The following is a 19256-nucleotide window of genomic DNA, read 5'->3' on the forward strand; positions in this document are numbered from 1 at the left end:
ATATGGCTGAGCTGAAGAATATCGAGGTGCGCGGCGCGCGCGAACATAACCTCAAAGGTATAGACGTTGATATCCCTCGGGATCAGTTGGTGGTCATAACTGGATTGTCGGGTTCGGGGAAGTCCTCATTGGCGTTTGACACCATCTATGCAGAAGGCCAGCGCCGGTATGTCGAAAGCCTTTCGGCCTATGCCCGGCAGTTCCTGGATATGATGGAAAAACCGGATGTCGATCATATCAGCGGCCTGTCTCCGGCAATTTCGATTGAACAAAAGACGACGTCCAAGAATCCGCGTTCAACTGTGGGCACGGTGACCGAGATCTATGACTATCTGCGTCTGCTGTTTGCCCGCGCCGGAACGCCCTACAGCCCAGCCACCGGGCAACCGATTGAGGCGCAGCAGGTGCAGGACATGGTCGACCGGATCATGACAATGGAAGACGGTACGCGCGGTTATCTTCTGGCCCCCATCGTGCGCGATCGGAAGGGTGAGTACAAAAAAGAATTCCTGGAGCTGCGCAAACAGGGTTTCCAGCGCGTCAAGGTGGACGGAGAGTTCTACGAACTGGATCAACCGCCTGTATTGGATAAGAAATTCCGTCACGATATCGATGTGGTTGTTGATCGACTGGTTGTGCGGGAAGGTATGGAAACGCGCTTGGCCGACAGCCTGCGCACCGCTCTGGATCTGGCGGACGGGATTGCCATATTGGAAACTGCCCCGCGTGTGGACGATCCGGAACGCATCACATTCAGCGAGAATTTTGCCTGCCCGGTCAGCGGTTTCACCATTCCCGAAATCGAACCACGCCTGTTTTCATTCAACGCGCCGTTCGGTGCCTGCCCGGATTGTGACGGTCTTGGAGTTGAGTTGTTTTTCGATGAACGCCTGGTGGTGCCGGACCAGACGCTGAAACTCTACGATGGTGCTTTGGCCCCATGGCGCAAGGGTAAATCCCCTTATTTCCTACAAACAATCGAGGCCATTGCGCGCCATTACGAGTTTGACAAGAACACGCCCTGGAAAGACCTGCCTTATAATGTGCAGGAGGTCTTTCTGCGTGGGTCCGGGGATGATGAAATTCAGTTCCGGTACGATGAAGGTGGGCGCGTCTATCAGGTGACCCGCAGTTTTGAAGGCGTGATCCCGAATATGGAACGCCGGTATCGCGAAACCGACAGCGCATGGATTCGTGAGGAATTTGAACGATATCAAAACAATCGTCCCTGCGGCGCCTGCGAAGGTTACAGGCTTCGGGCCGAAGCGCTGGCGGTAAAGATCGCCGGGCTGCATGTGGGGCAGGTGGTGCAGATGTCGATCCGTGAGGCTTTGGCGTGGATCGAAGACGCGCCCAACCACCTGAGCGCCCAGAAAAACGAAATTGCCCGCGCCATTCTCAAGGAGATTCGCGAGAGACTCGGTTTCCTGAATAACGTTGGTTTGGAATATCTTACGCTGTCCCGTTCAAGCGGAACACTGTCAGGTGGCGAGAGCCAGCGTATTCGTCTGGCCAGTCAGATCGGCTCGGGGCTGACCGGGGTTCTCTATGTTTTGGATGAGCCTTCGATCGGGCTGCATCAGCGAGACAATGACCGGCTTCTGGGTACGCTCAAGAACCTGAGGGATCAGGGCAATACGGTGATCGTTGTAGAACATGACGAGGAAGCCATCCGTGAAGCTGACTATGTTTTCGATATCGGTCCGGGAGCAGGTGTACATGGCGGGCAGGTGGTCAGTCATGGAACGCCTGCGCAAATCGCGGCGGATGCGGCCTCCATTACCGGGCAGTACCTTGCAGGAACGCGTGAAATCGCAGTTCCGGTACAGCGCCGTAAAGGCAAGAAGCAGAAAGTCACGGTGGTCAAGGCCACAGGCAACAACCTGAAGAATGTCACAGCCGAATTCCCCTTGGGCAAATTCGTTTGTGTCACCGGAGTGTCTGGCGGGGGTAAATCCACCCTCACCATCGAGACATTGTTCAAAACCGCGTCAATGCGGCTGAACGGAGCACGTCAGACACCAGCACCCTGTGAAACCATCAAGGGGCTGGAACACCTCGATAAGGTCATCGACATCGACCAGCGACCCATTGGGCGAACGCCGCGTTCAAACCCGGCGACTTATACTGGCGCCTTCACCCCGATCCGAGATTGGTTTGCCGGTCTGCCCGAGGCTAAGGCACGCGGATACAAACCGGGTCGCTTCAGCTTTAACGTCAAAGGCGGGCGGTGCGAGGCATGTCAGGGTGACGGTGTCATCAAGATCGAGATGCACTTTCTGCCGGATGTCTACGTGACTTGCGAAACCTGCAAAGGCGCGCGGTATAACCGCGAGACGCTTGAGATCAAGTTCAAGGGCAAATCCATCGCGGATGTGCTTGATATGACAGTGGAAGATGCGCAGGAGTTCTTCAAGGCCGTGCCGTCAATCCGGGACAAGATGGACGCCCTTGCTCGTGTGGGTCTTGGCTATATCAAGGTGGGTCAACAAGCCACAACGTTGTCAGGTGGCGAGGCGCAGCGGGTAAAGCTGTCTAAGGAACTGTCGAAGCGTTCAACCGGGCGAACGCTCTATATTCTCGACGAACCGACAACAGGTCTGCATTTCGAAGATGTGCGCAAGCTGTTGGAAGTGCTGCACGAACTTGTCGATCAGGGCAATACTGTGGTGGTGATTGAACATAATCTGGATGTGGTCAAAACTGCGGATCATATCATCGACATTGGACCTGAAGGTGGTGATGGCGGTGGCGAAATCGTCGCCACCGGAACACCAGAAGACATAGCCGATGTTGAACGCAGCCACACCGGGCGATACCTGAAGCCGATGCTGAAAGGGGCGCGCGTCGCGGCAGAATAAGTGCCTAGACGCGGCCTCAGTTCAGGATATCTGCGATCGCGCCGATCAGGTTCAGGACTTTGCGTGTCTCGGGGTCGACCCGGTACACGTAATCACCCGCACGGACATATGAGTAGTTTCGGTTCAACCCATAGCGATAGGGGTCATTGATCCAACGGTAGTCATTGGTAATGAAGTCACCATCGCGATAGATTTTCTTTGCCTGACCAGGCGGCACGCAGGGAACGGATTTCTTGGCCAGACCCGGAGGGCAATGCCCGGCCTTATTCTTTGCAACCGCGGCAACCGGGGAAAGGGCCAAAGCCGCCAGAGTTGCCGTCGTCACCAAAAATCTCGTCATGTCGCCGTCCTTTGCGATTTGGCCAGCCGGGCCTTTTGTTCATGACTGCCTAGATGGTCGCTTGCCCAACATCTGTCAAATCGTTGGGCAAGATGCCGCCAGTTGTCTTATTCACGCCCGCGCTTTTCGAACCGTGGCAGCATGGCACTGAAATCGCGTCCCTTGCCATCTTCATTCTCGACAAATTGCTCATAAAGCGCGGTGGCAACCTGACCCATCGGTGTATCTGCATCTGCACTCTCTGCCGCCTGCTGGCTGAGGCGCAGGTCCTTCAACATCAGCTCGGCCGCGAATCCGGGGGCGTACCCATTGTCCGCCGGGCTTTGCGGACCGACACCGGGGGCAGGGCAATAGGCGTTCATCGTCCAACTGTATCCGGACGACGTACTTACCACGTCAAACATCTTCTGCCGGTCCAGACCAAGCTTGTCGGCTAGGGCGAAGGCTTCACAGGTTGCGATCATGGTGACACCAAGGATCATGTTATTGCAGATTTTGGCGGCCTGGCCGGCACCGGCCTCACCACAGTGAACAGCTTTCTGCCCCATGATGTCGAACAGGGGGGATGCCTTGGCAAACGCGGCCTCTGATCCGCCAGCCATGAAGGTCAGCGTGCCAGCCGCAGCACCACCGATGCCGCCTGAAACCGGCGCGTCTACGGACAACAGTCCGGCGTTGATGGCCTGATCCGCAACTGCCCGCGCGCTTTCCACATCAACCGTCGAGCAATCGATTAACACGCCACCTTGTGCCATTGCGGGAATGATTTGATCGGCAACGGCCCTCAGAATCGCACCGTTTGGCAGCATCGTGATGACAGCATCGGCCGCTGCGACGGCTTCCGAAGCGGTTTCGGCCGGAGTAACTCCGTCAACCGTCACGCCCGCTGTGTCAAAGCCAAGTACCTTATGACCGGCTTTTGCCAGATTGGCCGCCATTGGCGCGCCCATGTTTCCCAGTCCGATGAAACCGATTTGCATCTCTTAATCCTCTTCGAAAGTCAGGGCGTCCGCACCCAGGGGCTGAAGCATTTTCGACACGGCAACCAGAGGGACGTTCATGTCAGGAAACTGCCAGTTCGGATTGCGATCCTTGTCGATGATCTGCGCGCGGATACCTTCCAGAAAATCTCCATGCTCCATCGCGCGGTAGGTGAAACGATACTCCATCTCCAGAGCTCGGCGTATGGTCAGAGAAGGGGTACGCAGGCGGTGAAGAATCTCGATCGTGCAGGCCACGGAAAGCGGCGCGTTCTTCCTCAGTATGCCCAGAGTTTTTTCCGAAAACTCACTGTCGTCGCTGTGCAGACTGTTCAGAACGTCGCCAAGGGTTTCACCGGAAAAATGCTGATCGATCTGGGCCTGCAAGTTCGCCAATTCACCAACAGGCGGTGTATCAGCATGGTCAGCCAATAGTTCAGCGTTTCCAGAGGCTTCGAGCAGCTCGATCAGATCGGACCATTGTGATTGTGGGATGAAAAGATCGGCAAACCCTGCATAGATCGCATCCGCAGGCCCCATCCGATAGCCCGTTGTCCCCAGAAACTCACCCGTGCGTCCGGGTGCAAGGGCCAGCATCAAAGAGCCGCCGACATCCGGCACCAGTCCGATGGAGCATTCTGGCATGGCTATCTTTGCACTTTCACCTACAACGCGATGGCTGCCATGGCATCCGATGCCAACACCGCCGCCCATCGCGAACCCCTGAAGAAAGCTGATGACCGGCTTTGGATATTCGAAGATCAGGGCATTCAGACGGTATTCGTCACGCCAGAATTTCTGACCGTAAGAGAAATCGCCCTTGGTGCCGGTTTCATAAAGTTCAGCAATATCACCGCCCGAGCAGAAGGCTTTTTCCCCTTCGGCGTCCAGGATGATCAGGTCAATCTCATCGTCCTCGCGCCAGTTGCGCAGCGCTGTGTCGATGGCCATGCACATGTCATAGGTCATCGCGTTCAGCGCATGAGGACGGGTCAGGGTGATACGCCCGGCACGGCCTGTGGTGCGGATATCGATATCTGACATGGATGCCTCAGCGATTGGCAAGCAACTGGCGCGATACGATCACACGCATGATCTCATTCGTGCCTTCCAATATCTGGTGCACACGAAGATCACGCACAAGCTTTTCGATGCCGTAATCAGCAAGGTAGCCATAACCACCATGCAATTGCAGGCACTGATCCACCACTTTCGATCCGGTCTCAGTGACGAATTTCTTGGCCATAGCGCAGAACTTCGTGGCATCGGATGCGCCCTGATCCAGCTTCCAGGCTGCCTGCCGAAGGAACGTACGCGCGGCCTGCAATTCGATCTCCATATCCGCCAGACGGAACTGAAGGGCCTGAAACTGGTCGATGGATTGGCCAAAAGCCTTACGTTCAGACATGTATTGCAGCGTCATGTCCAGCCCCGCCTGAGCGGCCCCAAGGGAACAGGCCGAAATGTTAAGCCGCCCGCCATCCAGCCCCATCATCGCATATTTGAACCCGTCTCCTTCCGTGCCCACAAGGTTTCCGGCCGGTATCTTGCAATCGTCGAACTGAACTTGCGCGGTGGGTTGGCTTTTCCAGCCCATCTTCTGCTCGAGCGCGCCGAAGCTGAGTCCGGGCGTGCCGTCTTCAACGTAAACGGTCGATATCCCTTTGGGTCCATCCTGACCGGTACGCACCATGCAGACGTAAGCGTCGGAATATCCGCCGCCTGAAATGAAGGCTTTTGTTCCGTTCAGCGTATAGCCTTCATTGGTTCGTTCGGCACGTGTTTTCAGCGCCGCCGCATCCGATCCAGAGCCGGGCTCGGTCAAGCAATAACTCAGCACAGTTTTCAAGCTCAGAACATCGGGCATAATGCGCGCCTTGAGGTCATCGTCGGCAAAATTGTCGAGCATCTTGGCGCACATGTTATGGATCGACAGGAAGGCTGCGACCGACGGGCAGGCCATCGATAAGGCCTCAAAAACCAGGGTTGCATCCAGACGGGTCAGGTTTGACCCACCGCTAGCCTCTGACACGTAAAGGGCACCGAAGCCAAGCTCTCCGATTTGGGGCCACAAGGTTTTGGGGATCGTTCCATCAGCCTCCCATTGCCGGGCAAAAGGGGCGATATGTTCCTGCCCAAAGGCATGTGCCATATCGAAAATGGCTGTTTGTTCCTCGCTGAGTGCGAAATCCATGGCGCTCCCTCCCATCGGCAATGAATTGAACAGTTGTTTATTTCTGAATTCTTACAGAAATTTTGCAGGTTCAACAATGGCTCTGGGCACGGGGCTGTTGTCGTTAGTGCCTAAAGATCCGCATGGAACTCTTCGATCAGGTGGCGTACGACGGCCTTGCCGGGATCTTCTCCTCGTGCGGCAGCCTCGGCGTGAACGCGGCGCTGGCGTGTGGCCGAGGTGCCGTTTTCGGCAATCTGCCGCAGGCGGGCCAGTTCCGACATTGTGCCCAGTGCCTCGGCATCTTCGGCCAGCAATCCCATCAGATCACCGATCAAATCGGACATGGGTTTGATCGAGCGATCGCCGAAGTCGATCAATCCTTCGCCCACACCATATCGCTGTGCGCGCCAGCGGTTTTCACCTATAAGAAAGCGATCATATTGCCGCCAGCGCAAGTTGCGATCTTTCAAGCGGCACAACATTCTGGTCAACGCCTGAATAAGGGCGGCAAGTGAAAGCGTGTGCTCCAACCTTGGCTGGACATCCATAATCCGCGTTTCAAGCGTTGGAAAGCGATGCGAGGGGCGCAGGTCCCACCAGATCTTAGTGGTATCTTCAATGACCCCCAGTTCAATCAAAATACCTGTCGTGCGTTCATATTCGCCCCAGCTTGCAAAGACCGGCGGCAGACCAGTGCGCGGCAAATTGTCAAAGACAGTCAGGCGGTACGAAGACAGGCCCGTATCCTCGCCATTCCAGAAAGGCGAGGACGTGGACAACGCCAGAAGATGCGGCAGGAAGTAAGACAATTGCGGCATCAGATCAGAACGCAATGCTTGGCTTTCAACCCCGACATGAACATGCATTCCGCAGATCAGCATCCGGCGGGCCACGCCCCCCAGCGCATGTTGCAGCGCATCATAGCGTTCTTTGCGGGTGTGATGCTGATCCTTCCAGTTTGCGAAAGGGTGGCACGACACGGCAATTGGCGACAGATTATAATCCGCTGCCCGTTCTGATACACAGGACCGCAGGCGTTTCAGGTCCTCGCGCGCCGAAGCAACGGTTGCATGCGGGCGGGTGCCGACTTCAATCTGGCATTGCAGGAATTCGGGGCTGACCTGACCTTCGAAATCATTCTGACAGGCTTCCATCAGCGCTTCGGGGGCTTCGGACAATTGGAGGCTGTCGCGGTCTACAAGAAGGTATTCTTCTTCGATCCCGATCGTGAATTCCTGCTGCATGGCGGCCCTCGCGGTAGTTATTTCGATCAGTGAATACGGAAATTTTCTTTTTGCCAAGGGTTTGCCCGGCTTGTCCTTGCAGAGGAACGACTAGCAAAGGTAAGGAACATCGCAGCAAAGACTACGGAGCCAGCGACTTGAAACCCAGAAAATTCCCGCAGATCAACGCCGCCCTGGATGAGCTGGGTGTGAAACTGGTCGACAAGGTCACCGAACAGGATGAGCGCACACGGTTGGAAGCTTTTGAGGCTGCCGGAGGTCTGACGCGCCCCGTCTATGCTTTGTCCCCGGGGATGGATGGGTTTGATATTTCGCAGCTGGCCAGTGAATACGCCATGCACAAGAATGCGCTAGAGGCGCTGAAGGATCCAGAGCGCAATCAGACTGGCTATCGTACCGGAAACGGCTATTACGACAGCCCGGACGCGGATGCCTTGTATCTGATGATCCGCCGCTTTCAGCCCCGGCGGGTGATCGAGGTTGGATGCGGTAACTCGACCCGAGTAACCCGGCAGGCGGTCATCGATGGCGGGTTTAACACCACAATTACGGCAATCGATCCGTATCCCCGCGCTGACATTGCCCATGTTGTTGATCGGTTCGAACAAAAACGGCTGGAGGAGGCCGACCCGGCGCTGTTTTCAGAGCTGGAAGCCGGCGACATCCTGTTTATTGATTCCAGCCACGTCGTGCGGATGAGCAACGACGTAGCTCATCTTTTTTGCCGCATCATTCCAACACTGAAGCCCGGAGTGGTGATCCATGTGCACGATGTTTTTCTGCCCTACGAATACCCCAAGCGGTTCTTCTATGATTGCCCGGGTTGGGGTGAGCAGTACATGCTGCACGCTTTGCTGCAATCTGGCGCGTATTCAATGCTTTGGCCGGGATATTACTTGCAACAGGATCGACCCGATGCCGTCGCCGATTTGCCCTTTTTGGCTGAAGGTCGCGCGCAAAGCATGTGGGTGCAGCTAAAAGAAAAATGATCTCAGACTGATCCGGCGTGACGAAAGCCCCGTATCCCTTTCCATAACAAGCTGGAGAGGAGAAGACAGCCATGTTTCGTCGTACTTTTATGGGTGCCGCCGCCGCATTTGCATTTGCCATGCCGCTCAAAGCGCAGGCTGCAGATATCGTTGATACCGCTGTAGCAGCCGGATCGTTCAACACGTTGGTGGCCGCAGTTCAAGCCGCAGGTTTGGTAGATACCTTGAAAGGAAAAGGTCCATTCACCGTCTTTGCCCCAACAGACGAAGCCTTTGCCGCACTACCCGAAGGCACGGTGGAAACGTTGTTGTTGCCGGAGAACAAGGATCAACTCGTATCGATCCTGACATACCATGTAGTACCAGCCAAAGTGATGTCCGGCGACATTGCTGGCAAGCGCGCCAAGGTTCTGACTGTTCAGGGTGATCGGCTTAGCGTGAATGCCAAAAACGGCGTCAAAGTGAATGACGCCAAGGTCATACAGGCAGATATTGAAGCCAGCAATGGCGTGATCCACGTGGTCGACGCTGTTATCCTGCCGGAATGACGCTCTGTTCCTAAAGAGATCAAAGCCCCGGCGTATGACCGCCAGCCCCTGCCATAAATGTTGATAATCCGAAACCCCGTCAGTATGCTGGCGGGGTTTCGTTCAATGTTGCAGGGCTTCTATGCCAAATCCCACGACTCCTGACAGTAAAGTGTCCCCGAAGAAATCGTCGAGAGTTGTGCGGAGAAGGCTTCCCTCCACCCCCGGTGGATTCTCAATTAACTTCTGCCGAAACAGTACATGCGAGAGATTTGGCATCTTTCCAGACCCATTAGATGGACGAGGAAGACCCGGTCTAGGGCAAGCAAGGGGGAAAATCTCAGGCGCCGGCGAAGACCGAACGTACATCTGCCCTGCCTGCAACAGATCCAGCATTGTAAAGTCGAACCAAGCAGTGATGGAAGAGTACGCACGTCTGCGACAGCTAATCAGGCGAACAAATCAAGTACATTGCTCCAATCCACGTTGCGATAATTTCGCAGCCTCCATGAGCTTGATGCCAAACCGGTATCAGAAATTTGGAAAAACTGCCAAGGGGGATCCACGCTATCGTTGCAAGAGCTGCAAGAAAACTGTGTCTGTTGGATCCCCCACCAGACGCCACAAACAGACGAGCGATACAGCCTCAATCCTACGATGTCTTGTAAACAAAGTACCACTGAGCCGGATTTGCGAGATGCACGACGTAAGCTTAAAGCAAGTCCACGGCAAAATTGACTTCTTGTATCGCCAAGTTACTGCTTTCGCGAGAGATCGGGAGAACTACCTGCATCTCTGTTTTGAGGACCAAGATCCCTATTTCGCAACAGACATCCAAACAATCCTCGTCAACTGGCCGGTCAAGAAGCGCCGAGGCACTATCCCCTTGCTGCACATGGCGACGGTTCACAAGTACTCCCAATTCGTTGTGGCGTCGACAGTTGACTACGACCCAGCCGTCGACCCAAGGGATTTGCAAGAAGCGATGGAGCAATGCGGAGACTTTGAAATCAACCGCTCCATGCGAAGACACGCAAGGCTCTGGTCGTACAGGGAATATTCACAGTCACTAGCGAGGCAAATGCCTCCAAGCCACTCCATTGATGACCTCGCAGTTGGTGGAGAGTTGAAGCTACCGGGTCACGGAACCAGAGTGCGTGGCGATGCCTTTCAGTACGCACATATGATGTTAGTGAAAAAGCTGATCGGACAGCAATTCAATGTTGCCAACTACTGCTTGGATGCGGAGTCAGGCCTTGCGGCAGCGATTTGCGCGTTGAATGTAGATCTTGTCAAATCAGAACGCGTAAACGTGTTTGAGATTAGATTCGTGAAGGGCCTGACAAATGACGAACGCCTGAGTTATGTGAACGAGGGGAGGCGCATGTTTCGGTACATGGAAGCAGGTTATCGTAGCTTGATCCCATTAGTGCAGGAAAAGTATCCAGAGCTAACGGATATGCAGGCCGGCATGGCAATTCACCTGAACAATATGTTCGAGTCAAAGACGTCGGAGGAGCGCATTCAAGCCTTTAATCGGGAAGGCGTGATGTGGCCATTCCACACGAAAGCTGAACCTTTAAAGATTGTTAGGTGGGCAACCCTTGCGGACAGAATGAGATGGGTCGACTTGGGCCAAATGCTTTCGTTGGCTTCCCTTCACCCAGTCGACTCCTATTTCAATTTTGCACGCAGGCGCGTCGCTGGTTTTGAGCGCGGGATTCCAACTGCGTCCAACCAACAGAGAATTTGGCACGCATACTCTTACTACAATCCTGAGATGGTTCCCAAGATGGCCGCTATCCTCAGATTTTACTACAATTATATGCTTGCGCCTCCCGAAAACGATAATCAGACACCGGCTATGCGGCTCGGATTGACGAAAGGCAAAATCTACCCGAGAGACCTTTTGTCATACAACTAGATGTTGTGTTCGCTCAATCTTTCCGGTTCACTCAGCGCAGTGTCGGCGATTCAGTAGTAAGTTCTGGCATAAAATCAATAATATGTGGCGGCAGCGGCCAACCAAGGAGCTTCAATAGCTCCTATGTGAAGTGAAACTGCTAGTCGTCAACGAGGGAACGCAATGAGTATTGAAAAGACCGTCTTCGCGTCCGCTAACAAAATGCGCGGGGCAATGGATGCAGGCGAGTACAAACATATCGTTCTGGGGCTTCTGTTTCTGCGCTACGTGTCGGTTTCTTTCGAGCGCTTGCACGAGAAACTTTCAGCAGACGAGTACAGCGACCCGGAAGATCGGGACGAGTATTTGGCCGAAAATATCTTCTGGGTTCCAGAAAAAGCACGTTGGTCTTACCTCTCCAAGAATTCCAAGAACCCTGAGATCGGCATTAGGCTGGATCAGGCAATGCGCGACATTGAGACCGAAAACGAAAGCCTAAAAGGCGCTCTGCCTAAAGTATTCGGGCGCGATACGCTGGACAAACTTATCCTTTCCGGTCTCATTGATCTTTTTACAAACTTAAAGCTCGACGGAACTTCTGCCGACTTCGATTTGATCGGCCGCATCTACGAGTACTGTATTGGTGAATTCGCGTCCTCCGAGGGCAAACGGGGTGGAGAGTTCTACACGCCCAAATCCGTAGTTAACACGCTTATCGAGATGATTGAGCCCACCAAGGGGCGCGTCTATGATCCTTGCTGCGGCACGGGTGGTTTCTTTGTTCAGTCAGAGAAGTTCATTGAAGCCCACCAAGGCCAGAAGTCGGATGTCGCGATCTACGGCCAGGAACGAAATCATACAACTTTTAGCTTGGCGCGGATGAACCTGGCGATCCGCGGCATTTTCGGCGATCTGCGTTGGAATTCGGAGGGCACGCTGCTCAGAGATGAGTTTGCGGATGAGCGATTTGACTACATCTTGGCCAATCCGCCATTTAACATCGCGGACTGGTCCGGTGACTTGCTTAGAGAGGACGGTCGTTGGTCATACGGTGCACCACCCGTGGGCAATGCAAACTTCGCCTGGATTCAGCATATCTATGCCCGCCTGTCGTCCACCGGAATTGGTGGCGTCGTTATGGCGAACGGATCAATGTCATCCATGCAAAGCGGGGAAGGTGAAATCCGTCGTGCTTTGGTCGAGGCTGATGCTGTTGATGCTATGGTGTCTCTGCCAGGGCAGCTCTTTTATGGTACACAGATTCCAGCCTGCCTCTGGATCCTCGCAAAAGACAAATCAAACGGCATTGCTAAGGACGCGACCCTTCGGGATCGGCGTGGCGAAGTGCTGTTCATTGATGCGCGGAAGATGGGTGCACTCGTCGAAGGCAGCCGCAAGCAGAAGGAGCTGTCGGAAGAGGAGATGGCACAAATTGCCTCTGCCTATCACGCGTGGCGCGGTGAGCCGGACGCTGGCGGATACGAGGATGTAGCCGGGTTCTGCAAGTCGGTCGCAATGGATGAGATCGCCAAAAACAACTTCGTCCTAACGCCGGGCCGCTATGTCGGCGCTGGGGCGGCCGAGGAGGACAGCGAGCCTTTCGAGGAGAAGTTCGAACGTCTGATTCAGGAACTGCAAAGCCAATTTGCTGAGGGCCGCCGCTTGGAGGAGGAGATCGAAGCGCGGCTAGGGGCATTGGCATGACTATTCGACTTGGAGATGTCTGCCAGAAGATCGGAAGCGGTGCTACACCCAAAGGTGGGAAATCATCCTATCTGGATGCGGGACCTTTCGCCTTGGTCCGCAGCCAAAATGTCCACAACCACGGGTTTGAAAGTTCCGGTTTGGCCTTTATTTCAAAGGAGCAAGCAGCGAAACTGGACGGTGTCGCAGTTTCGTCGGGAGACATCCTGCTCAATATCACCGGCGATTCCGTAGCTAGAGTGTGCCAGGCTCCAGAGCACCTTGGACCCGCACGTGTAAACCAACATGTAGCGATCATTCGCCCAGATGCCCAACAGCTAGATGCGCGTTTCTTGCGCTACTACTTGGTCAACGTCCCATTCCAAGAGCATATGCTCGCACTCGCTTCCGTTGGCGCGACACGGCCTGCTTTAACAAAAGGAATGATTGAGGGCTTTACAATCGACGCACCTGAAATCGTCGACCAACGCGATATCGCGGCGGTGTTGGGCTCACTAGACGACAAAATCGAACTAAACCACAAAACAGCGGTCACCTTGGAGGAGATGGCGCGGGCGCTCTATCGGTCGTGGTTCGTCGATTTCGACCCCGTTTGGGCCAAGGTTGAAGGGCGCGAGCCTGCCCATATGGACGCCGAAACTGTTGCGCTGTTTCCGGATAGCTTTGGAGAAGATGGGCTACCTGAGGGATGGGATTGGCACAGCTTTGAAGACCTTTACACGGTTCTTGAAACTGGTCGCCGGCCCAAGGGTGGGGTGTCTGAAGTAACCGAAGGAGTGCCCAGCATCGGTGCCGAAAGTATCAAACGAATTGGAGTCTTTGATTTCGGCAAAACGAAGTTTGTGCCACGTGAGTTCTTTGCTTCGATGAAAAAAGGGAAACTCTCGAACGGAGATGTTTTGGTCTACAAAGATGGAGGCAAGCCTGGCGAACTCAGGCCCGCTGTCTCATATACTTCAGAAGGTTTTCCCTTCGCAGAGGCTTGTATCAACGAGCACGTATTTAGGGTGCGCGTCAAAGAAAGTATTGGCCAGCATTTCGCATATCTTGCTTTGTCTAGCGACAACTGCATGTGGCAAATGCGCGAATTAGCGACAGGCGTTGCGCAACCTGGGCTTAACCAATCAGCCATGAAGTCTCTGACGACTATTTTGCCTAGCGACGAGCGGGTTGTGAAAACCTTCGCAAAAATGGTCCAGCCACTTCTCGATGGATGTAACGAGAAAGCGGCTGAATCTCAAACACTTGCGGCTCTACGCGACACCCTCCTTCCGCGCCTGATGTCTGGAGAATTGCGCGTGGGTGAAGCGAAGGAACGGGTGGAGGATGTTGCTTGACCAGCGTCATTCGGGACTATCTCCGTCAGCGTGCAGGCTGGGTTTGGAATGAGCAAGGCCAAGCATTTCGACGCGGCCTCAGTCTGCAAGAAGAAACTCTGACCGAAATGCTCCTTCTGCGGATGGCAAAGGACAAGGCAAGACATGGCTTGCGCGTTCGTATGTTCTCCAAAGCCGAAGAGAAACTTAATGGTGCAGACTGGGAGTGGTTCATACGAACTCCTTCCTGCTCACTTGGCCTTCGCGTCCAGGCCAAACGCTTGTACCTTCGCTCAACCAAAAAGGACTATGGCGGACTCGACCCCAAATCCGGGCAGGTCAACAACCTGATTTCCATGGCGGGTCGCAACCATCCTGTCTACGTGTTTTTCAACCATGAGCACGGCATGAGTTCCGCTTCTTTCACGTCGGGTGGCGAGCCAGGGTATAGAGGACGAAGCTTCTGGGGTTGCACTATTGCGAGCGCTCATAAAGTGAAAGCCGCGAACAGCAACAGCGTGAAGAAGTTAAAGTCGGTCATGAGGCCATGGCATCATTTGGTCCAACCTTCTGGTGCGTGCGGCGCTAGTGCCATTCTGGGTAGCCCTCGCTCTAAAACTAAATTTGCGGCCGATGATCCCGACCCACAATGGCTACAATTGTTTCAACAAACCGACTTTTTACAAGGGTATCTTGAGAAACATGAATTGGCAGGTGTCGCCCATTTAGACTTCTCTGATTTTTCGAGGTGAATGAATGTTTCAGGTGAACCGTTCTGAAAACAGATTGAAAAAGCTGGAGGAAAAACGCTTCTCTGATTTAAATCTTCGTGAGCGAGAACATTTGCAAGAATGGCTTGCAAATCAGCCCGACGCGCTCGGTGAAGAACTGTTGATCATCCAAAAAGAGTTTGATGGCTTTGCCGACACTCGGGAGCGACTTGATCTTCTTGCATTGGACAAAGACGGTCAGCTTGTTGTTGTCGAAAACAAACTCGACGACTCTGGGCGCGACGTTACCTGGCAAGCGTTAAAATACACGGCCTATGTTTCCAGCCTGACCAAGGCGCAGATTGTCGACATCTATCAAAAGTACCTTGATCGCTACTGCGGTGGCGGCAACGCCACTCAGGGGATCTGCGAGTTCTTGGAGGTTGAGGAACTCGACGAGGTAGTGCTGAACCCCGGAAATGATCAGCGCCTTTTCTTTATTGCCGCCAATTTCCGTAAGGAGGTTACTGCAACTGTGCTCTGGCTGCGCGAGCATGGCGTCGATGCTCGCTGCTTCAAAGTTGTCCCGTACGTGTTTGCAGATGAGCTTTTTGTCGACATTCAGCCGGTGATACCAACGCCGGAAGCCGCTGACTTCATGATTGGAATGGCGGAGAAAGAAACGGAAGCCCGCACTGCTCAAGGTACAAGGCGCAAGAGTCACAAGTTGCGCAAAGACTATTGGGCGATTGCGCTCGAAAAGATGCGCGAAGATGGCGTTTCCCTGTATCAAAATATCAGCCCATCCGACGATCATTGGCTCAGCGCAGGATCTGGTTTGGCTTCCTGTCCATACAGGCTGATTTTCTTGAAGAAGGAAATTCGCGTAGAGTTTGCGTTCACCCGGTCGAACAAGGACGAAAACAAATGGCTGTTTGATGAACTCCTGAAGCAAAAGAATGAAGTAGAAACTGCCTTTGGGAATGAGTTGGTGTGGTTGAGACTAGACGACTACAAAGAGTCGCGTCTGTATTTTGCGCTTCCGTGCGAAGGTTATCACAAGGAAGACTGGCCGGACTACGTGAAATGGCACTCCCAACACATCAGGAAACTAGAAAGCGCGCTTAGTAGATCAATTGCGGACCTAAGTTCAGCGTTCAAAAATCGAGGCGATAGTCACTGATGGCGTTCTTGAGCGAAGCAGATCTTGAAGATGTCTTGATGGAAGAGCTCGGTGAACTGGGCTTTGATCTGATGCATGGCGCGCAGCTCAGTCCGGACGTCAAACCTGCCCTGCGCTCTAGCAATCGGGAAACGATACTAGAATCTGTCCTCGTAGAAAGCCTGAGGCGCATCAACCCAGAGCTGCCGTCGCCTGCTATCGAAGAAGCCTCCAAACGTGTTCTGGATGCCGTGTTCACAACCGACCTCATTCAAGAAAACAGGCGGCTGCACAGACTTTTAGTAGACGGGATCAAAATCACCTACTTCGCAGAAGGCGAAGAGCGAAATGCCGTTGTGAAACTGATTGATTGGAGTGATGAACTCAACGATTGGAGAGCCATCAACCAGGTTGATGTGGTTGGTGTATCAGTGCGGCGACCTGACATCGTTGTTTTTCTAAACGGTATGCCGCTTGTGATCCTCGAGCTTAAGGGCACTGAAGGCGCCGATATCGAGGCGGCATTCAACCAAATCCAAACCTACAAGTCCGATATCCCCGACTTGTTCCGCACCTCTCTGCTGAATGTGATAAGCGACGGTTTCAACGCGCGCTATGGTTCCCTGTCGGCTGGCTTAGACCGCTTTATGGCGTGGCGCACCATCGATGGGCAGACGTTGATCCCGCCACACTCCGAGATGGCGATTACGACGCTAGCTCGCGGCCTATTGAACCGCTCTACATTGTTGGACATGCTCCGATGGTATGTCGTCTTCGAAGATGAGGGCAAAGGCCCGATCAAAAAGATTGCTGGCTATCACCAGTTCCATGCCGTCAAAAAGGCCATGGACACAGTCCAGACGGCTCGTGAAGGCGACGGTAAGGCGGGTGTCATCTGGCACACACAAGGATCAGGCAAATCGCTTCTAATGACCTTCCTAGCGGGCCGAGTGATGCATCATCCGGGTCTGGAGAACCCAACGCTTCTCGTGCTCACAGACAGAAACGATCTCGACAACCAGCTGTTCGCTACCTTTGGTCGCTGCAAAGACCTTCTTGGCGAAGATCCGGTACAAGCTGAGAGCATAGAGGATCTGCAAGAGAGGCTAGACCGGGAGGTTGGTGGGGTTGTGTTCTCGACCATTCAAAAGTTCCGCCCGTCTGGAGGCGGGGAATTCCCCGAGATAACCGCACGATCAAATGTGATCGTTTTGGTGGATGAAGCGCACCGCACGCAGTATGGGTTTGATGCAAAGCTCACCAAAGAGGGCGAGATCAAGTTCGGCTTGGCGCATCAACTCAGAAAAGCTCTTCCAAACGCGGTTTATGTTGCGTTCACGGGGACACCAGTGGAACTCGTGGGCGCGAACACGCGGGGTGTATTTGGCGACTACATCGATGTTTATGATATCGCGCAGGCCGTCGAAGACGGAGCGACCGTTCCTATCTACTACGAAGCTCGAGTCGCGAAAATCGAGTTGGATGACGACATTGCTTCCCAGATAGACGAAGAGTTCGATGAGGCAACTGAAGGGCTCGAAGACGACGAAGCTAACTCTGTTGCGCGAAAATGGTCCCAGGTCGAAGCTCTTGTGGGCGCTGACAATCGGTTGGATGCAGTAGTAGCTGACATTCTGGAGCACTTCGATGCTCGGATTGAAGCCATCGATGGCAAAGCAATGATCGTTTGCATGAGCAGACGGATTTGTGTGGATGTCTACAATAGGATCGTCTCAGCTCGGCCGGATTGGCATGGTGAAACGGACGATACTGGCGCTGTCAAAGTCATAATGACCGGAAATGCTAGCGATCCAGCAGACATGCAGCCACACATAAGGTCGAAAAACCGCCAAGAGGCGATCAGGAACCGCTACAAATCTCTAGATGACCCCTTAAAGCTCGTCATTGTTCGTGATATGTGGCTGACCGGTTTTGATGCCCCCTGTATGCACACACTGTACGTAGATAAGCCAATGAGGGGCCATGGCTTGATGCAGGCCATTGCAAGGGTAAACCGAGTGTTTCAAGGCAAACCAGCAGGGTTGGTTGTCGACTACATCGGTATTGCTGCGGAACTAAAGAACGCCTTGGCGCACTATTCCCAATCGGACCAAGCCCAAACTGGCATTGATGAAGGTGAAGCTATTTCTGCCTTTCTGGATTGCCTCGATGTTGTTCGACAGCAGTTCCACGGGTTTGACTATTCGGTGGCGATTGGCGGTACACCGAAAGAGCGACTGTCCGTGCTACCATCGGCCATCGAGCACATATTGAAGGATTTTGACGCCTCTGACGACACGCAGAAAGGCGTAAAGCGCTTTCAAGATGCGATGGCCGCCCTAGTTCGCGCCTTCAAACTCGCAGCCGGCAGTACTGAGGCCAAGAGCCACGCTGAAGAAATTGCGTTCTTCATGGCCGTCCGGGCTGGGCTGGAAAAACTCGATGTAGGATCAAAGAAGGCGAAGTCAGCCACTACAGATCTTGCTGTCCAACAACTTTTGAATAGCGCGGTCGCATCTACAGAAGTAGTCGATATTCTTGAAGCTTGTGGTTTTGATCGGCCGGACATCAGCGTCCTATCAGAAGAGTTTATGTTAGAAATTCAGAACGCTCAGCATAAGAACCTAGCAGTTGAGGCTTTGAAAAAACTACTGAACGGTCAGATATCTGCAAAAACACGCAGCAATATCGTAAAGAAAGAGGAGTTCTCTACACGGCTAGAGCAGGCCATCGCCCGTTACCATAACCGTAGTGTAGATGCACTCCAGATACTCCAAGAGCTCATACAGATTGCGAGAGATTTGCAAGATCAACCAGATGATGGATTGAGCGATCAGGAAAGGGCTTTTTACGACGCGTTGGCTCGAAATGAGAGCGCTGTCGAAATCATGTCGAACGAGGAGTTGCAGGTGATTGCAGCCGAACTCGTTAAGACAGTCAGAAACAACTCAGGCACGGACTGGTGGCGTAGAGAGAACGTGCGGGCAAAGATGCGAGTAGCAGTTAGGAAGATACTTCAAAGACATGGGTATCCACCTGATCTCACGACGGAAGCGGTTAAAACGGTTCTCAAGCAGGCTGAAGCTCTCGCGACCGAGCTTAGTACGAGAGTTGTTAGCGCATGAAATTCACGCCAGATGTCGACGTCCTTTGTAAATTATCATGCCGTCGGCAAATCAGTTCGCCGAAGTATTGCCAATGCGATTGTTCATACCTGGAACTTTCAGCGACTACAGAAATAAAGAAATATTTGATGCGCCATTGTAGATAATCCTACTAAAACGACCCTAATAAATGCAACGCCTATGAAACTGAACAACTGGAAGGAATAAGATGTCTTCTGC

14 protein-coding genes are annotated in these 19256 nt (G+C 53.6%); 9 read left to right on the forward strand and 5 right to left on the reverse strand.

Going from position 1 to position 19256, the window contains the following annotated elements; all coding sequences use genetic code 11:
* Positions 1-2: 2 nt before the first annotated feature.
* On the forward strand, positions 3-2861 hold the full coding sequence (gene uvrA / locus ACR0BK_RS00905; RefSeq protein ID WP_480553386.1) for an excinuclease ABC subunit UvrA: 2859 nt from the start codon (positions 3-5) through the stop codon (positions 2859-2861).
* 16 nt (positions 2862-2877) lie between these two features.
* Here uvrA and ACR0BK_RS00910 read toward each other — a convergent pair whose 3' ends face one another.
* The 5 genes from ACR0BK_RS00910 to ACR0BK_RS00930 all read right to left on the reverse strand — a co-directional run bounded on the left by ACR0BK_RS00910 (position 2878) and on the right by ACR0BK_RS00930 (position 7601).
* A complete protein-coding gene (locus tag ACR0BK_RS00910; RefSeq protein ID WP_209504052.1) occupies positions 2878-3201 on the reverse strand; it encodes a hypothetical protein in 324 nt (107 codons plus the stop codon).
* Positions 3202-3308: 107 nt separating this feature from the next.
* Entirely contained in the window at positions 3309-4181 is an 873-nt protein-coding gene (gene mmsB, locus ACR0BK_RS00915) for a 3-hydroxyisobutyrate dehydrogenase (RefSeq protein WP_480553387.1), read from the reverse strand.
* Between the two features lie 3 nt (positions 4182-4184).
* Complete coding sequence (locus ACR0BK_RS00920) at positions 4185-5225, reverse strand: enoyl-CoA hydratase/isomerase family protein (RefSeq protein ID WP_480553388.1); 1041 nt, start codon at positions 5223-5225, stop codon at positions 4185-4187.
* A gap of 7 nt (positions 5226-5232) precedes the next feature.
* Entirely contained in the window at positions 5233-6375 is a 1143-nt protein-coding gene (locus tag ACR0BK_RS00925; protein WP_480493274.1) for an acyl-CoA dehydrogenase family protein, read from the reverse strand.
* A 110-nt stretch (positions 6376-6485) separates the two neighbouring features.
* A complete protein-coding gene (locus ACR0BK_RS00930) occupies positions 6486-7601 on the reverse strand; it encodes a carboxylate-amine ligase (RefSeq protein ID WP_480472551.1) in 1116 nt (371 codons plus the stop codon).
* A 137-nt stretch (positions 7602-7738) separates the two neighbouring features.
* On the opposite strand from ACR0BK_RS00930, the gene ACR0BK_RS00935 reads away from it, so the two are divergent.
* The 8 genes from ACR0BK_RS00935 to ACR0BK_RS00970 all read left to right on the forward strand — a co-directional run bounded on the left by ACR0BK_RS00935 (position 7739) and on the right by ACR0BK_RS00970 (position 19037).
* A complete protein-coding gene (locus ACR0BK_RS00935) occupies positions 7739-8590 on the forward strand; it encodes a class I SAM-dependent methyltransferase (RefSeq protein WP_480553390.1) in 852 nt (283 codons plus the stop codon).
* A 71-nt stretch (positions 8591-8661) separates the two neighbouring features.
* Entirely contained in the window at positions 8662-9138 is a 477-nt protein-coding gene (locus tag ACR0BK_RS00940; protein ID WP_480516897.1) for a fasciclin domain-containing protein, read from the forward strand.
* A 676-nt stretch (positions 9139-9814) separates the two neighbouring features.
* Positions 9815-11041: a hypothetical protein gene (locus ACR0BK_RS00945; RefSeq protein ID WP_480553391.1), complete on the forward strand. Its 1227-nt coding sequence runs from the start codon at positions 9815-9817 to the stop codon at positions 11039-11041.
* 162 nt (positions 11042-11203) lie between these two features.
* A complete protein-coding gene (locus ACR0BK_RS00950; protein WP_480553393.1) occupies positions 11204-12724 on the forward strand; it encodes a type I restriction-modification system subunit M in 1521 nt (506 codons plus the stop codon).
* A complete protein-coding gene (locus ACR0BK_RS00955; protein ID WP_480553395.1) occupies positions 12721-14061 on the forward strand; it encodes a restriction endonuclease subunit S in 1341 nt (446 codons plus the stop codon). Before ACR0BK_RS00950 ends, ACR0BK_RS00955 begins: the two co-directional genes overlap by 4 nt.
* On the forward strand, positions 14058-14792 hold the full coding sequence (locus tag ACR0BK_RS00960) for a DUF6615 family protein (protein WP_480553397.1): 735 nt from the start codon (positions 14058-14060) through the stop codon (positions 14790-14792). The genes ACR0BK_RS00955 and ACR0BK_RS00960 overlap by 4 nt, the downstream gene beginning before the upstream one ends.
* Before the next feature lie 4 nt (positions 14793-14796).
* The gene (locus ACR0BK_RS00965; RefSeq protein WP_480553398.1) at positions 14797-15933 is read left to right on the forward strand and encodes a DUF4268 domain-containing protein; all 1137 of its coding nucleotides are present in this window, start codon (positions 14797-14799) and stop codon (positions 15931-15933) included.
* A complete protein-coding gene (locus tag ACR0BK_RS00970) occupies positions 15933-19037 on the forward strand; it encodes a type I restriction endonuclease subunit R (RefSeq protein WP_480553400.1) in 3105 nt (1034 codons plus the stop codon). Before ACR0BK_RS00965 ends, ACR0BK_RS00970 begins: the two co-directional genes overlap by 1 nt.
* Positions 19038-19256 lie beyond the last annotated feature (219 nt).

The sequence above is a fragment of the Ruegeria sp. AF1 genome, assembly GCF_056542125.1.

What these genes read in the sequence shown, in the direction of transcription:
- uvrA (WP_480553386.1), top strand. Translation starts at nt 3, where the DNA reads ATGGCTGAGCTGAAGAATATCGAGGTGCGCGGCGCGCGCGAACATAAC.
- ACR0BK_RS00910 (WP_209504052.1), bottom strand. Translation starts at nt 3,201, where the DNA reads ATGACGAGATTTTTGGTGACGACGGCAACTCTGGCGGCTTTGGCCCTT.
- mmsB (WP_480553387.1), bottom strand. Translation starts at nt 4,181, where the DNA reads ATGCAAATCGGTTTCATCGGACTGGGAAACATGGGCGCGCCAATGGCG.
- ACR0BK_RS00920 (WP_480553388.1), bottom strand. Translation starts at nt 5,225, where the DNA reads ATGTCAGATATCGATATCCGCACCACAGGCCGTGCCGGGCGTATCACC.
- ACR0BK_RS00925 (WP_480493274.1), bottom strand. Translation starts at nt 6,375, where the DNA reads ATGGATTTCGCACTCAGCGAGGAACAAACAGCCATTTTCGATATGGCA.
- ACR0BK_RS00930 (WP_480472551.1), bottom strand. Translation starts at nt 7,601, where the DNA reads ATGCAGCAGGAATTCACGATCGGGATCGAAGAAGAATACCTTCTTGTA.
- ACR0BK_RS00940 (WP_480516897.1), top strand. Translation starts at nt 8,662, where the DNA reads ATGTTTCGTCGTACTTTTATGGGTGCCGCCGCCGCATTTGCATTTGCC.
- ACR0BK_RS00945 (WP_480553391.1), top strand. Translation starts at nt 9,815, where the DNA reads ATGCACGACGTAAGCTTAAAGCAAGTCCACGGCAAAATTGACTTCTTG.
- ACR0BK_RS00950 (WP_480553393.1), top strand. Translation starts at nt 11,204, where the DNA reads ATGAGTATTGAAAAGACCGTCTTCGCGTCCGCTAACAAAATGCGCGGG.
- ACR0BK_RS00955 (WP_480553395.1), top strand. Translation starts at nt 12,721, where the DNA reads ATGACTATTCGACTTGGAGATGTCTGCCAGAAGATCGGAAGCGGTGCT.
- ACR0BK_RS00965 (WP_480553398.1), top strand. Translation starts at nt 14,797, where the DNA reads ATGTTTCAGGTGAACCGTTCTGAAAACAGATTGAAAAAGCTGGAGGAA.
- ACR0BK_RS00970 (WP_480553400.1), top strand. Translation starts at nt 15,933, where the DNA reads ATGGCGTTCTTGAGCGAAGCAGATCTTGAAGATGTCTTGATGGAAGAG.